At 41.7% G+C, this 14,311-nt stretch carries 14 protein-coding genes; all 14 read right to left on the bottom strand.

Annotated elements, in window-relative coordinates:
- Nucleotides 1-13: 13 nt before the first annotated feature.
- The 14 genes from G596_RS0100070 to cobM all read right to left on the bottom strand — a co-directional run bounded on the left by G596_RS0100070 (nucleotide 14) and on the right by cobM (nucleotide 14,194).
- A complete protein-coding gene (locus G596_RS0100070; RefSeq protein ID WP_022759779.1) occupies nucleotides 14-238 on the bottom strand; it encodes a hypothetical protein in 225 nt (74 codons plus the stop codon).
- A 16-nt stretch (nucleotides 239-254) separates the two neighbouring features.
- Nucleotides 255-1,181, bottom strand: coding sequence for an FKBP-type peptidyl-prolyl cis-trans isomerase (locus G596_RS0100065; protein ID WP_022759778.1), 927 nt, complete (start codon nucleotides 1,179-1,181; stop codon nucleotides 255-257).
- A gap of 122 nt (nucleotides 1,182-1,303) precedes the next feature.
- Nucleotides 1,304-2,479 carry a pyridoxal phosphate-dependent aminotransferase gene (locus tag G596_RS0100060; protein WP_022759777.1) on the bottom strand — a complete coding sequence of 392 codons (1,176 nt, stop codon included), beginning with the start codon at nucleotides 2,477-2,479 and terminating at the stop codon, nucleotides 1,304-1,306.
- A 35-nt stretch (nucleotides 2,480-2,514) separates the two neighbouring features.
- Complete coding sequence (gene cbiB, locus G596_RS0100055; protein WP_022759776.1) at nucleotides 2,515-3,600, bottom strand: adenosylcobinamide-phosphate synthase CbiB; 1,086 nt, start codon at nucleotides 3,598-3,600, stop codon at nucleotides 2,515-2,517.
- Nucleotides 3,601-3,607: 7 nt separating this feature from the next.
- Nucleotides 3,608-4,390 (bottom strand): adenosylcobinamide-GDP ribazoletransferase, encoded by a 783-nt coding sequence (locus G596_RS0100050; protein WP_022759775.1) that lies wholly within the window; start codon nucleotides 4,388-4,390, stop codon nucleotides 3,608-3,610.
- Entirely contained in the window at nucleotides 4,387-4,968 is a 582-nt protein-coding gene (locus tag G596_RS0100045; RefSeq protein WP_022759774.1) for a bifunctional adenosylcobinamide kinase/adenosylcobinamide-phosphate guanylyltransferase, read from the bottom strand. Before G596_RS0100045 ends, G596_RS0100050 begins: the two co-directional genes overlap by 4 nt.
- Before the next feature lie 2 nt (nucleotides 4,969-4,970).
- Nucleotides 4,971-6,071: a nicotinate-nucleotide--dimethylbenzimidazole phosphoribosyltransferase gene (locus G596_RS0100040; protein ID WP_022759773.1), complete on the bottom strand. Its 1,101-nt coding sequence runs from the start codon at nucleotides 6,069-6,071 to the stop codon at nucleotides 4,971-4,973.
- A gap of 81 nt (nucleotides 6,072-6,152) precedes the next feature.
- A complete protein-coding gene (locus tag G596_RS0100035) occupies nucleotides 6,153-7,541 on the bottom strand; it encodes a cobyrinate a,c-diamide synthase (protein WP_022759772.1) in 1,389 nt (462 codons plus the stop codon).
- Entirely contained in the window at nucleotides 7,541-9,631 is a 2,091-nt protein-coding gene (cobK, locus tag G596_RS0100030; protein WP_022759771.1) for a precorrin-6A reductase, read from the bottom strand. The genes G596_RS0100035 and cobK overlap by 1 nt, the downstream gene beginning before the upstream one ends.
- Complete coding sequence (gene cobJ / locus G596_RS0100025) at nucleotides 9,621-10,358, bottom strand: precorrin-3B C(17)-methyltransferase (RefSeq protein ID WP_022759770.1); 738 nt, start codon at nucleotides 10,356-10,358, stop codon at nucleotides 9,621-9,623. Before cobJ ends, cobK begins: the two co-directional genes overlap by 11 nt.
- Nucleotides 10,355-11,416, bottom strand: a complete 1,062-nt coding sequence (locus tag G596_RS20285; protein WP_022759769.1) for a cobalt-precorrin 5A hydrolase — start codon at nucleotides 11,414-11,416, stop codon at nucleotides 10,355-10,357. Before G596_RS20285 ends, cobJ begins: the two co-directional genes overlap by 4 nt.
- Entirely contained in the window at nucleotides 11,403-12,428 is a 1,026-nt protein-coding gene (locus G596_RS20280; RefSeq protein WP_022759768.1) for an ATP-binding cassette domain-containing protein, read from the bottom strand. The genes G596_RS20285 and G596_RS20280 overlap by 14 nt, the downstream gene beginning before the upstream one ends.
- On the bottom strand, nucleotides 12,418-13,440 hold the full coding sequence (locus G596_RS0100010) for a FecCD family ABC transporter permease (RefSeq protein WP_022759767.1): 1,023 nt from the start codon (nucleotides 13,438-13,440) through the stop codon (nucleotides 12,418-12,420). The genes G596_RS20280 and G596_RS0100010 overlap by 11 nt, the downstream gene beginning before the upstream one ends.
- Nucleotides 13,433-14,194: a precorrin-4 C(11)-methyltransferase gene (gene cobM, locus G596_RS0100005; RefSeq protein WP_022759766.1), complete on the bottom strand. Its 762-nt coding sequence runs from the start codon at nucleotides 14,192-14,194 to the stop codon at nucleotides 13,433-13,435. Before cobM ends, G596_RS0100010 begins: the two co-directional genes overlap by 8 nt.
- Nucleotides 14,195-14,311: the final 117 nt, after the last annotated feature.

The raw sequence follows: 14,311 nt of genomic DNA, 5'->3' as shown, positions 1-14,311 counted from the left end.
ATTTATTCACATATCAAAGCGTTCTGCCGCCCTTAAACCAGAAAATTATGGAAAGAATAGCAAGAACCAATGTAGCCACAACAAGAAGCGCCTCAATAAGAAGCGGTATCTTCCACTTAAGATTTAACTCTTTTATTTTAATCTCCTGATTATCCGGCCAGGAAATTACAAGAATCGCACCGAGAATACCACTCAGTGTCAGGGTTGTAGCCCCGATTATAATGAATTTATCCAGCATATTTTCACACCCGAAATTATACTACTTCAACAAGCTCTATCTTGAAATTGAGTTCTTTTCCCGCCATCTCATGGTTGGCATCAAAAGTGATAGTCTTCTCATCCTTAGCTGTAACCTTCACAGGAATCGGTCTTCCGTACATATCCTGGAGATAAACCTGCTGATCTACGGTAAGTTCCTCTGATCCCGGCATCTCTGCGATTTCCACAGTGAAAACAGCCTCAGGGTCAAACTCGCCATAAGCTTCTTCAGGCATAAGATGTACATCAACAGTCTCGCCTACTTCCATATTTGCAACAGCTTCGTCAAAGCCGCGGATCATCATGCCTGAACCACAGATAAACTGGAGAGGCTCACCTCTGTCATAGGAAGAATCAAACTGTGTGCCGTCATTAAATGTGCCCTTGTAATGTGTGCGGCAAATCTTACCGACATTTTTACCCTCGATCGGAGGCTGAGAACTACATCCGCTGCAGCCGCCGCAGCCGCCTTCGTGTCCGCACATAGACTCCTCTTCTTCGCCGCAGCCATGGCTACCGCAGTGGCCACCTTCTTCGTGAGAACCACAGGAGTGTTCCTCACCGTGATGATCTCCGCAAGTATGTCCTTCGCCGTGATGATCACAGTTTACACCTGTGCTTTCAAGCTCTCCTCTAAGATAAGCCTCTACCGCTTCATCAGCATTTCCCTGCGCTCCTGCGCAAAGCTCAATTCCGCATTCATCAAGAGCAGCCTTAGCGCCACCACCGATACCTCCACAGATAAGTACATCGATGTCATTGTTGCCAAGAAGTCCTGCAAGGGCGCCATGTCCCTGTCCGTTTGATCCGATTACTTCCGAAGACTTAACTTTTCCATCCTCTATTTCATAGATCTTGAACTCTTCTGTATGTCCAAAGTGCTGAAACACTTCACCGTTGTCATAAGTTACTGCAATTCTCATTGTATTACCTCCTAAAACTTTGTTCCGCCAAGCGTGTATATTCCCGGCAGAACGTCGAACAATAATCACGTTCGACACTTACTCAAAACTTTCTACATTATAACAGTAAAAGCACATTATTTCTATGAGAAAAAGCAGTTATTGCAATTTTGCATCAGTTCACAATTCGATAAAGAATCCTTTATGGCAATTCTGTAAAATCCTTCCTCAAGGCCTTTGAAGTTTGAACAGTCTCTTATCAGAATTCCTTTTGATAATAATTTTTCATATAAATTGCTATCACTTTTGATAAGAAGATAATTTGTATCGGAAGGATATACTCTAATTCCTTTTTCAGAAAAAACCTTTATGAGTTTTTCTCTCTCTTCTTTAATCAGCGCTTTGGATTCTTCTTCGAAGTTTGTATCAAGCAAACTGTTTGTGCAGGCTATCCCTGCCTTCTGTGCGAATATAGACATATTCCACTCAGGCAAACACTGTTTTAGTCTTGAAATGTTTTGTTCGCTCGAAATAGCATATCCGATACGCACTCCGGGAATTGAGAACAGCTTGGTATAAGCGTTAATAATATATAGGTTATCTGATCTATCAAGATATTTTACAGCGCTCGCCGCTCCTGTTGAAAGATGTAAGAAGCATTCATCAACTATCAGATTAGTTTGAGTTTCATTGCATTTTCTTATGATTTTCTCGAGGATGTTTTCGCCGACGCATCTGCCTGTGGGATTATTTGGATTTGCAAGAATTACAGCATCTGTATCATTTGTAATATTCTTTATAAAATCATCCTTGAGCTCAAATTGTTCTTCCGGCTTTAAAAGATATTCGTCTACAATTATCCTACCCGTAGCCTGTCCAGTATTATCATCTTTGCTATTCACGATATTCTCTGAATTATTCTCTGTGCTATTAAGTGCCTTCAAGGCATGTCTGTATCCGTAAAAGCTTGGAATAGGAAGAAGAACTTTCTTAGGCTGCAGCATCTTAATAATTGCAAGTATAAGTTCTGATGCCCCGTTACCACCAATGATCATATCAGGAGAAATATTCAAGTTCTTCGATTCATTATTTGCATTATTCTTTGTGCGGGTTAGGCTGGCTTCCTCTGCAAGATATTTATTCTCTGCTTCTGCCACCTTCTCCCTGAATTCTCTTTGCGTTATATCAGGATATTGATCCACCTCACTTATAGCATCTTGCAATGCCTGTCTAACAGAATCCGGGCATGGATTGGGATTCAAATTTACCGAGAAGTCATATTCTATTTCTTTGTCGTATATTTCTCCGCCGTGAAGCACTTATTTCTCCTGTTTCATTTTTCAACTTACGTATATTATTTTGAATATACTTTTAAAATAATAATAACGGCCATAAATAAAATCAGCATGACTGCACACAAAACTTCAGTAATATACATCAGTTTACATGCGCGTCTGATATCCCTTCGTTCAATTTCACGAATGGGATCACCAATGAAAGGCTTTTTTACCAGCTTTCCAAAATAATAGGCGTCACCGGCAAGCTGCAGTCCAAGTGCACCGGCGCAGACACTTTCTGCCTGAGCTGAATTGGGGCTCTTGTGATTGTACCTGTCTCTTCTGAAAATTCTAAATGCCCGCTTTCCTGAATATATGCCGGGCTCGATGAAAACCGAAGCAATAAATGTTGAAGCTATCATTAGAACAGCGCAAATTCTTGCAGGAATGAAATTCAAAACATCATCTGTTTTGGCTGCAGCTTTTCCAAAGTACTCATATTTGTCGTTATGATAACCTACCATTGAGTCCATTGTGTTAACAGCTTTATAGAAAAACCCAAGGACAGGTCCGCCAATAAAGGTATAGATAAGCGGAGCGATGACCCCATCCGAAGCGTTCTCTGCAACAGTCTCAACGGCAGCTCTGATAACTCCGGGTTCATCAAGATTCTTGGTATCTCTTCCTACAATCATTGAAACTGCGTATCGTGCATCCTCTATAGTTCCGTCTTGCAATGCTTCAGACACCTTAAGGCTTTCGACCTTAAGACTTTTTGCCGCAAGAATATAACAGGTGAGTATAGCTTCTACTATCAAGCCAAGATATATGCTGATAAAATAAGACGCAAACATTATGGTTCCTGTGATTAAAACTGTAGCAAATGTAACGCATATAACAAGAAGGATTCCTCCACTAAATTCAGCACTATGTTTTCTCTTCTCAGCATCTCTAAGGTGAGCTTTACTTTCTAAGCCATTATTTTCGTGATTTCTCTGCGCAGGATTAAGTTTATGATCCAGAAAACCGATAAATCTTCCGATTAGTCTGATGGGATGCGGAAAGTTCATGGGATCACCGATTATCCTGTCAAGAACAGCGCCTAGAATAAAAGCGATGATATGCGCAAGTATTATGCTTTTTATATCCAATGAAAAATTCATTAATCAATCAGCTCCAAATCGAAAAAATTGACAGTGCTACTGTAAGCAGACACTCCCCTGTTACTACAAAATATCCGGAAGTATCTCCGGTTATTCCTCCGAAAGTTTTGTCGCAAACTCTTTTGTAATAAAAAGTATAGAGTAAAATTACTGCAGTACAAATCGGTGCTGCTATTGTCTTTATGAACCCCATCAAAAGAATTGCTGCCAAACTCTCAAATATAAGGAAGATGAAATCTCCATTTCCTGCTCTCCCTGATTCCATATTCAGCATGCTGTCCTTTTTTGCATTTTGAATTTTGACGCAGGTAATGCCGCAAATCCCACGTACAAAAGCAAAAACAATTGCATAGATATATACCGTTTTGTAGCAACCCGTCTGCAGAGCTCTGTAAACAACATAATAAAGTGAACATATCCAGATGAGTCCAAGTCCTACAAGACTGATAACAGCGAAGGCTCCGATATGAGGGTCCTTCATTATCTCAAGTTTCTTTTCCTTCGACTGATATGACTTTATCACATCCTGGACATCCATGAATCCATCCAGATGAAATCCGCCGGTAACAAGAATTGGGATCAAAGTCAAAATAAGAGTTATGACCATACATGGCAATTCAAATAATATGCTAAGTCTTGCCACTGCGTAGCATATTCCACCAATCACCGCTCCGACAAGCGGCAGAAATGTTATCACATGCTCCATGTCCTTTTCATTCCAGGTAAACATAGGCATAGGAATTCTGGAATACATTGAAAATGCAATTATTATACTTTTAAAAATGCTCAATTATGTGTCCACCTTTCGTCTAGAAATTCGTAGACTTCATCCGCATATTTTTTCAGGTCATTGTTAACCAAATCTATTAGGCGCGTATACCTCTTTGTATCTTCATCATAGCCTTCGCCTTCAAGAGAAAAACTGTTGGATACGATGACCAGATTCTTTACACTTTTTCCAAAAGCTTTTACGGACTGCGTTATGTATTTTACAAACTCATCATCTGAAAGCTTACTATTATCATCTGAGTGCATCTCATTTCCAACAAGGTTTGACATGCATTCAAGCAGGCAGGTGTCCTGCGATTGAGGATGGATGCCACTCTTGTTTTCAGTTTTGGTGCTGTTATCAGAATACACAGAAAAATCCTCTATCAGGCTTTGAATTTTCACCGGGCATTCAATGGTTTCAAAGCCCTTTCCTGCACGGAGTTTTCTGTGCTTTTCAACACGCTTTTTCCCTTCTTCTCCGAATGGAATCATGGTCGCTATATAAATTTTTCGCCCATCACCGGCCAGTCTGACAGCAATCTCTTCTGCTTTAGATGATTTGCCGCTGTCGGGAATTCCTAAAACAAATACAATCATATTCAAAACCTTTTATATTCGTCTATCTCATAATCGCTGAATTTGGCAGCTTTTTTATAAAAATCAAAAACCATATCGATAAGCGGAAACAGCATAAGTGCACCGGTGCCTTCCCCAAGGGCCATATTTCCTTCGATGTAGGGCCTTAGTCCAAGTTCTTGAAGAGCCAGTAAGCATCCTGATTCTCTTCCGGCATGTGATGCAATCATGTAATCTTTCACACCGGGAATCAGTCTCTCAGCAATAAGTGCTGCGGTCGCACTGATTAGTCCATCAATAACAATAGGTATATGGTAGATAGCGCCTCCGATAAAAGTTCCTGTCAAAGCCGCTATATCAAGTCCGCCAAGGGTTCTTAATATTTCTAAAACACTATGCTTGCCTGTATCATCATCTCTTTCCAATTCTCCAAAATTGTTCCTATCTGGATATTTATTTATAGCAGTCTTTATTACCTGCCTTTTTCTGGAGAGCCCGTCATCATCAAGCCCTGCTCCTCTGCCGGTAACTGTATCACTATCAATTTGTAGTAGACATGCCAAAACTGCAGCTGAAGTTGTAGTATTTCCGATTCCCATTTCTCCGGTAGAAATAATCCCATATCCCTTCTCCGAAAGTTCCTTCACAAGGTTGATCCCGCAGTCTATCGCCCTTAAGGTCTCCTCCAAAGTCATCGCCGGTTCTTTTAAAAAGTTACGAGTACCTTTTGAAACCTTCATGTCCCGGACACCGGGTATCTTTTCTTCGCAGTCAATTCCGACATCCACAGGGATGATCTCTACAACCGCGTGTCCCGCAAGTGTACATGCAGAACTAATTCCGCTTCCAAGCGCCTTTGCTACAGATAATGTTATATCCTTTGAACTCTGAGATATTCCTTCCTCAACTATGCCGTTATCTGCGCAGTAAATAACCGCAGCACGCTTTGATATCACAGGTGTTTCCGTCTCCTGTATCGCAGCAATGCGGCATATAAGTTCTTCGAAATCACCAAGGCCATCAAGAGGTTTTGAGATATGGTCCCAGGAGGACTTAACGGAGTTGTAAATTGTGGCGGATGGCTTATTTATTTTTATATTTATAATATCTTTTTGCATTCTCATTAAGATCCCCTCATCCGGCGCTTCGCGCCACCTTCTCCCATAGGGAGAAGGCAATAAATTTTCCCAAGGGGGGGATAGTTTTTAATATAGGAATTTCCTTATAAAGTCTTTGCAGGAAGGATAGTAAAGGTGCGCGAATCCTGCAAAAACGTTGTTCATTGTCTGGTAGCCTTTCCATGAACGGGTTCCGGAAGGCTTTACGATGTCGCAGATATCTCCGTTATCAGTCGTATCATAATAATGATATTCATGACCGCGAACTGTACTTCCCACTTCAAGATAGGGATTGGCGCTTACAGCAGATACGTTCACATATCCAAAATGCGTTAGCTTACCTGTCATGTATGCTTCTCCGGGAAGGACATCTGCCATTTCAAAATTGTTACCATCAAGGTCTCTTAGACTGCTTTTCAGGTACAAAAATCCGCCGCATTCAGCAAGTATAGGCATTCCGGAAATTGCGGCATTTTTTATGCTCTCTTTCATGGATCTGTTTTCTGAGAGTTCTTTTGCATACAATTCAGGATAGCCTCCTCCGAGGATCAATCTTGAAACCTTAGGGAGTTCCTTATCATGAATAGGTGAAAAGGACACAATCTCAGCCCCCATCTCTCGGAGGAGATCAAAGTTGTCTTCATAGTAAAAACAAAAGGCTTCATCCATTGCGACGCCGACTCTGATAGGTGTATATGGTTTAGTCCCGTAATTCTCCTCAGCACTAATTTTCAAATCTTCAGCTTCCCGCGATATTTTTATAAAAGAATCAAAGTCAAACCGCTCTTCAAGCGCATCACAGACACGGTATATCTGAGAGAGTATCCCAGGAATCTCTGAAGGCATCACAAGTCCAAGATATCTGCTTCCTATTTCTATATCCTTCAGATCAGGAAGGTGTCCTATAACAGGTACACCGGTTTCCCGCAGAATCAGCTCGGAAATTTCATCGCATAAATGATCTGAAATATTGTTAAGAAATAAGCCTTTTATATTATTTGAGCTAATTCCAATATTGCTATCTCCGGCTACATCATTTAAACAATAATCACAAAATCCCTTAACCATCGGAAGAATCGATCTGCTCATGCCCTTGCAGTCAACCACCAGAATCGCAGGAGTACCGGTAATTCTGCTGATGTCGTAAGATGATCCCTTCGCCGAGGTTGCACTCATTCCATCAAAATAGCCCATTACCCCTTCGATAATACCGATGTCATGGTCTTCCGAACCTTTGCGAAGTGCTCTGATTATCCCTTCTTCCTCCATGAGAAAAAGATCTATGTTTCTGGAAGGAATACCAAGTACGGTTTTATGAAACATGGGATCGATATAGTCCGGACCGCATTTAAAGGATGCGGGTTTATAACCTTTTCTTTCAAGCAGCCTTAAAATCGCACAGGTAATCAGAGTCTTACCGCTTCCGCTTTTAGGCGCACTTATAAGAATTCTTGGAAGATCTAAGTCATAGCTCATCAGCTTCTCTCCTTTTGGAGCGTAATAATATACACAGGATTAAGTGCATCAGACAGATGATAGTTCCCTGCCTTCTTAAACCTTGTAACTTGTACCTGAATAATGTCCGCACTTATATCCCGGACACGCTCCTTTAACTCCTCAAGTATTTGAATTACTTCCGAAAAGGTTTCCAAAGTTACACAGTTTATTACAATTCTGGCATACTCATTTTTCTCAAAAACAGCATCCAGAATCTCTCTCATGTTGCCGCTGCTTCCGCCTATAAATGCATGCGTCGGAGCAGGAAGTTCTGTTAATGCCAAAGGCGCTTCGCCCTTTACTATTTTCATATTTGAAAGCGCAAACTTTTCCTTATTTTCTTTTAAAAGAGAAACCGCCTCATCCTTTTTTTCTATTGAGTAAACCTTTATCCCCGGTGCTGTCAAAGCTGCTTCAATCGATATCGAACCTGTCCCCGCCCCGACATCATAAAGGATTGCATTTTTTGTAAGTGACAGCTTTCTTATCGAAAGAGTTCTTATCTCCTCCTTCGTCATCGGTACTTTCCCCCGAATAATCTCATCATCGGAAAGTCCTTTTATGACCGAAGAATCGGCTGCTTTTTTATCTCGTATATAGAGGAGGCACTTACCCTTTTCAAGTCCTTCCAAAGAGTCCAAATCAGCCTCATCTGAAATCTCAATTATCTGCTCGTTCTCTGACCCAAGCTCATAGCCTATCTTTATGACATATCTGTTCCGGCTATTATCTCCCCAAAGAAAAGCCTCATTAAGGATTTCTCTGCATATTTCAGCTGCATGTTCTACTCCGGAAGGCAAAATAATAAGTTCCTCTTCCCCTCGAATTGTTCCAAGGACATTGCACTCGCGGCCATGAGCGCTGACTATTCTGACATTCTCAAGATGCAGTCCAAGCTTCTTAGCAAAAAGAGTTACAGAAGATATTCCCACTATGCGATGAAGATCGTAGCCATGTTCAGCAAAAAATTCAGTCGATGAAGAAGCTCCGCTGCAAAGACTTATGTCACCTGAATAAGCCACGACCGGACATTTGAATTCAGGATGAGCCTTCAGATATTCGTGTATTTCCTCCCCTCTGTAAACAGGGACTTTAGGGCAATCATTTTTCTCAAGCCTTGAAATTACTGTCTTTGCACCAAAAATGATGTCTGCCCTTTCAAGTGCATCATTTAATTCAAGCGTAAAATACTTAGGATCACCGGGTCCTACTCCGGCCAGAACTATTGTATTTTTATTTAACGAACTACTTTCAGTCGCAGCATACTGAGCTTTTAAATCAGGATTTTCTATCCCTATAATCCGGCTTATTTCACCGATAATACCCTCAAGATCGTAGCAATCTTCCGCTTCATACTTACTTTCAGGATTCTTTATTACAACTGCTTTTATATTGCATTCCGCTGCAGCTTCAAGCTTTTCGTCAAGGCCGCCAGTCTTCCCGCTTTCCTTCGTAAGTATTACCGAGGCATGCACTTCTTCAAAAAGAGCTTTGTTCATAGTTTTTGAAAAAGGTCCCTGCATCGCAATTATCTGTTTGCCAGAAAGTCCGGCTGCCGTGCACTTGGAGATACTATCCTCATTTGGAAGGACTCTCGCATATATTCGTGCAGTATCGTCTATGCTTTCGCAGATCTTATTTAATTCCTTACTACCGGTCAAAAGAAGTATATTACCTTTTTCCTCTCGCAGTACTTCAAGTGCTTTATCAAGAGAATCCACATATAAAATATTTGCCGATCCGGATGCATTTGTTCCGGTATTTCTCGAAAGTCTCAAATATGTAACCCCTGCATTTTCGCAGGCTTTTTTAATCTCTCCTGAAGCAATCGTAGCAAAGGGATGTGTCGCATCCACAACAATATTATAGGAATCTTTTGCAATGAGCTTCTCAATATCCTCTGCATTTTTCCTTCCCACAAGAAGACTGTCCTCACCGTTTTCACGCAGTATCTCTTCTCCATACTGCGTTGCAACGCTGACGGCATGAGGGATATCCTCGCTTCGCAAATAATTCGACAGTTCTCTTCCTTCTGTAGTTCCGCCAAATAAAAGTATCTTATCCTTCACTCTTATATCCTCTTGAAGTTACCATCAAATCTTCTATCTTCTTCGTCGTTGAGTTACCTATAAAAACTGTTGAAAACATATCCGCATCTGCAGATTTAAGTTCTGATATCGTCATTACTTTTTTCATTTCACCATCCCGGCCAATGTTTTTCACTATGCCGCAAATCCTGTCAGGCTCCACAGTCTCAAGCAAAATATCGCAGGCATGAGATAAATATCCGCTCCTGCTCTTACTCTCCGGATTGTATAAAACAATTACCATATCAGCCTGAGCAGCAGATCTTAGCCTTTTTTCTATAAGTTCCATAGGTGTTAGCCTGTCACTTAAGCTGATAAGACAAAAGTCATGAATAAGCGGTGCTCCAAGGAGCGCAGCACCGCTAAGGGCTGCCGTCACTCCGGGAATAACCTCAAGTGATACATCACTAAACTCTAAGGACATGGAGACAGCAAGTCCTGCCATACCGTAGACGCCCGCATCTCCGCTGCATATAAGTGTAGCCTTACAACCCTCATCCGCTTTTTCAAGAGCCATACGTACGCGCTTTTCCTCAGTCATCATTGGCGTGCTTATGTATTCTTTGTCAGGGAAATGAGGCCGCACGAGATCGCAATATACCGTATATCCGATTATGCAGTCACACTCCGCCAAAGCCCGCGTAGCCCTTATCGTCATATCTTCATAACTGCCGGGGCCAATCCCGACAATCTTTAATTCCTTAGTCATTCAGGTAATTCTCCCATATAATCCAAAAATGTATCCATTATGCCGAGGGCAAGCGTCATACCGTCTCTGGCTGTCTTTTTAAGAATAAGCCTCTTACAGCCGTAGGCCATAACCGCGCGCTCGCAGACATTATCCGCACCTGTCACTTCAAACGCAAACTCAGATGATGAAAAATCTCCCTGCTGTTCCATCAATTCAGTCGAAGAATACGTTATGAAAGGTATTGCAAGATTTTCCGATAGTTCCACCACCCCCGGTTCATCCTTCTTTATATCTATTGAACATATCGCTTTTATAGCTCTGATATCTATGTTTTCCGTTTCAAGCATGCTCATTAAAAACGCGCTAAGTTCATCGGAAGATTTTCCTTTCCTGCATCCAATCCCCGCAGCGATGCATTTGGGAATCAATATGAGCGGTTCTTTATTATCACCGGAATTTTCTGCTGCTTTTTGAGGAGATATGAAAAACTGTGGACTTTCAGTTTCCCTTGTAAATTTAATATTTTCAGGAATTCCGTTCACATGTATTTCATCCTCGAACCTTTCATCAATGCTGTAAAAAGCTTTTCCTGATCTAAGAAAATCTGCCGTAAACTCCTTTGCCATCTTTATATCACTTATGGCTATGCCGTTCTTAGTAGCAAAGACGTCCACGGAAAATTCTCCCCTAAGGTCAGAGGCTGTGGTTATAACCGCCTTCGCTCCGATAAGCTCTGCAAGCTTTCTTGACGCATCAACTGCCCCTCCGATATGTCCTGATAATATCGGAATTACGTACTTGCCCTGTTCATCAATCACAATGACTCCAGGGTCCTTAGTCTTATCATCTACGAATGGCGCAATAGATCTCACAGCAATGCCGACTGCCCCGATGTATATCAGAATATTACCCTTTTGAAAAACACTCTCTGTCCATTCACCAAGGCTTAATTCCTTGTTAATCTGCCTTTCTCTTGTTTCAGCGCCCGAAAGCTTTTCTGCAATTTCCTGCATGATTCTTTTTCCGGCATCGGTAAAACATATGAATTTATATTCAGAAACCTCAATGCTTTCCATACATTTTTTCCTTGAGTTTTTTTATTACAGCGCCGTAGTTTTCTCTCTTATGAGGAAACGTACAATTTTTACAGTTCTTAGCGCCCTTATCGGTATAGGTGAATTCTCCGCCGCAATCCTCCATGTCATATAAAGGGCAATAGCAAAACATACAGTTGAAATCCTTTTCATCAAGATCATGACATGGATAATACTCGCACTCTTTGTTTATGAAATAACTCGAATGACGTACAGTATTATCTTCAGTCTCATTGCCCGGCAGTGTACATTCGAGCTGCATTTTTACTGACTTATACATCTCATCCGTAAGTCCGTAAAGCTCCTTTAAAGCCCCGCTTTCAAGCACCTCTGTCGGCGAAGAACACTCCACACTCCCATCGCTTTTAACCATAAGGATTCTGTCTGATATCTGCAGTGCAAGCTGCGGTTCATGGAGTGACATTATTATTGTTGTGCCTTGCTCCGAAAGTCCTTCAAGTACATTCATCAGCTCCATCTTATGCTTTATATCAAGATAAGAAGTCGGTTCATCCATGATGAGATACTCCGGCTCCTGACATATTGCTCTTGCTATAAGTGCCCTTTGTTTCTGACCGTCGCTTAATGCGTTGTAATACTTTTCTTTAAGGCCATCAATTTTCATTAACGTCATTGATTTATCAGCAGCCGAATAATCCGTATCACTATATAGACCGAAACTGTCGCTGTAGGGAAGCCTTCCGGATAAAACCACATCTCTGCAGGTCATATGTTCCGGCTTTATTCTATCTGTGGTTACAATAGACATTTTCCTTGAAAGTTCTTTTAATGGAATCCTGTCAATTGCATCCTCACCAATAAAAACACTTCCACCGAGGAGCTTTATCTGGCCCGATATACTCTTTAACAGAGTTGACTTTCCGCCTCCGTTAGGACCTATCAGCGAAATGATCTCTCCTTTTTCAAACCCGATATTAAGGTCTTTCACTATTATATTTTTATGATATCCCGCTTTCAGGTTTTCAATTTTCATGATTTCTATGTCTCCTGATTATCATAAAAATAACTATTGGCGCTCCGAAAAGTGAAGTAACCGCAGAAATGTTGAGCTCTGTTGGCGCGAATATTCTTCTTGCCAATAAGTCACTTAATAGGCAAAAGATCGATCCCGACAAGAACGATGCAGGTATCAGAACTATTGGTTTTGACGACTTCAAGGACTCTCTCATCAAAAACGGAACAGCGATTCCGATAAACGAAACGGGCCCCGCAAAAGCTGTAACGCATGCCGACAATATGCTTGATAAGAGGATTATCACCACCCTGCAAAGTCTTACATTGACTCCCACACTTCTTGCATAATTCTCGCCAAGCCTGAAGGCATCAAGACTTTTCGAAAGCAGCATTACAAAAAACATGGATATACCAACTATTACAAGGCAGTATATTGCACCGTTCATGTTTGCTCCGGAAAAGCTTCCCTGCGACCAGCTGTGAAGATTTACGATATCCGAATCATCCGCAAAAGCTATGAGAAAATCTGTAATCGCGCTGCAGATATATCCGATCATTATGCCGGCAGCAAGTAGCGATGCCATGTTCTTTACATTTCTCGATATCAGAATAATAAAACCGGTAGCTATGAGAGCCCCGGCAAATGCCGCAATTACAAGAAGCAGTGAGGATGTCTTTCCTGTGTTTCCTACTACAAAAATAAGAAACAGTGCAACCGTCATCTTGGCGCCTGAGGAGATTCCGAGAATATAAGGACCCGCAATCGGATTTGAAAAATAAGTCTGCAAAAGGAACCCAGAAACAGCCAGACCGCCTCCCAGAATCATCGTCATAAGTGCTCTTGGAAGTCTGATATCCATTATTATGTTTTTGCTTTTTTCATCACCGCCTCCGGTAAAAATAATTTGTGCGATAGTTCGTATGTCTACGTGAACATTTCCCACACAAAGATTTACCAGAAAAGCTGCAAGTACAAGAATAAATAAAATCACAAATACTGCAGCAATACGGCTGTTTGTCCTTTTATGCATCTATGCCCTTTCGATACTCTGTCGAAAAATCCGCAGCATATAATCTGGACTTTTCGTAGCCCGACTGCGCAACTGATTTTCCTACAATAATAAGTGCTGTCTTTCTTATTCCATGTTCGTTCATCTTATCCGGCAGTTCCTTAAGCGAACATGTGAATTTATCTTCATCCTCCCAGGTTGCCTTATAGACGACGCCGCAGGGAGTGTCGTTTGAAACTCCGCTTTTTATAAGTCTTTCCTGCAGTCTTCCTGCATCACCTGAGGATAGGAAAAATACCATTGTTGCACCGTGCTTTGAGAGTTCCTCAATAGATTCCTTCTCAGGTACCGGTGTCCTGCCATCCATCCTCGTTATGATCACACTCTGGGTAATTCCGGGAAGTGTATATTCCATATTAAGGGCTGCTGCAGCACCGCAAAAAGAGCTGACACCCGGAGTAACATCATAATCAATATGAAGCTTTTCAAGTTCATCCATCTGTTCTCTGATTGCGCCGTAAAGAGATGGATCACCGGTGTGTAGCCTGATGACATCTTTGTGATTTTTTTCAGCATTTTTGAAAAGTTCTATAACTTCTTCAAGATTCAATTTGCTGCTGTCATGTATCTCGCAGCCTTCCTTCGCATAGTTTAAAAGCTGCGGGTTCACAAGTGATCCGGCATAAATAATTACGTCGGCTTCCTCTATAAGTTTTTTACCCCGAAGGGTTATAAGATCCGGTGCTCCCGGGCCTGCGCCTACAAAATGAACCATGTTACCTCCAAGTGGTTGTATGAATCCCCTCATCCGGCACTTCGTGCCACCTGTCTTCGCTCCGCTTCGGTCCGCGCTGAACCGACGGTCTACGTTCCACTCCGGTCGTTGCTAAGC

Source organism: Butyrivibrio sp. AD3002 (genome assembly GCF_000420905.1).
GTDB lineage: Bacteria > Bacillota > Clostridia > Lachnospirales > Lachnospiraceae > Butyrivibrio.
The sequence above is the reverse complement of the archived record's forward strand: the minus strand, read 5'-3'. Positions and strand labels throughout refer to the sequence as shown.

Coding starts and splice junctions, on each gene's coding strand:
- G596_RS0100035 (WP_022759772.1), bottom strand. CDS start 7,541: ATGAGCTATGACTTAGATCTTCCAAGAATTCTTATAAGTGCGCCTAAA.
- cobJ (WP_022759770.1), bottom strand. CDS start 10,358: ATGACTAAGGAATTAAAGATTGTCGGGATTGGCCCCGGCAGTTATGAA.
- G596_RS0100010 (WP_022759767.1), bottom strand. CDS start 13,440: ATGCATAAAAGGACAAACAGCCGTATTGCTGCAGTATTTGTGATTTTA.
- G596_RS0100040 (WP_022759773.1), bottom strand. CDS start 6,071: ATGAGAATGCAAAAAGATATTATAAATATAAAAATAAATAAGCCATCC.
- G596_RS0100045 (WP_022759774.1), bottom strand. CDS start 4,968: ATGATTGTATTTGTTTTAGGAATTCCCGACAGCGGCAAATCATCTAAA.
- cbiB (WP_022759776.1), bottom strand. CDS start 3,600: ATGAATTTTTCATTGGATATAAAAAGCATAATACTTGCGCATATCATC.
- G596_RS20285 (WP_022759769.1), bottom strand. CDS start 11,416: ATGGAAAGCATTGAGGTTTCTGAATATAAATTCATATGTTTTACCGAT.
- G596_RS0100070 (WP_022759779.1), bottom strand. CDS start 238: ATGCTGGATAAATTCATTATAATCGGGGCTACAACCCTGACACTGAGT.
- G596_RS0100065 (WP_022759778.1), bottom strand. CDS start 1,181: ATGAGAATTGCAGTAACTTATGACAACGGTGAAGTGTTTCAGCACTTT.
- G596_RS20280 (WP_022759768.1), bottom strand. CDS start 12,428: ATGAAAATTGAAAACCTGAAAGCGGGATATCATAAAAATATAATAGTG.
- cobM (WP_022759766.1), bottom strand. CDS start 14,194: ATGGTTCATTTTGTAGGCGCAGGCCCGGGAGCACCGGATCTTATAACC.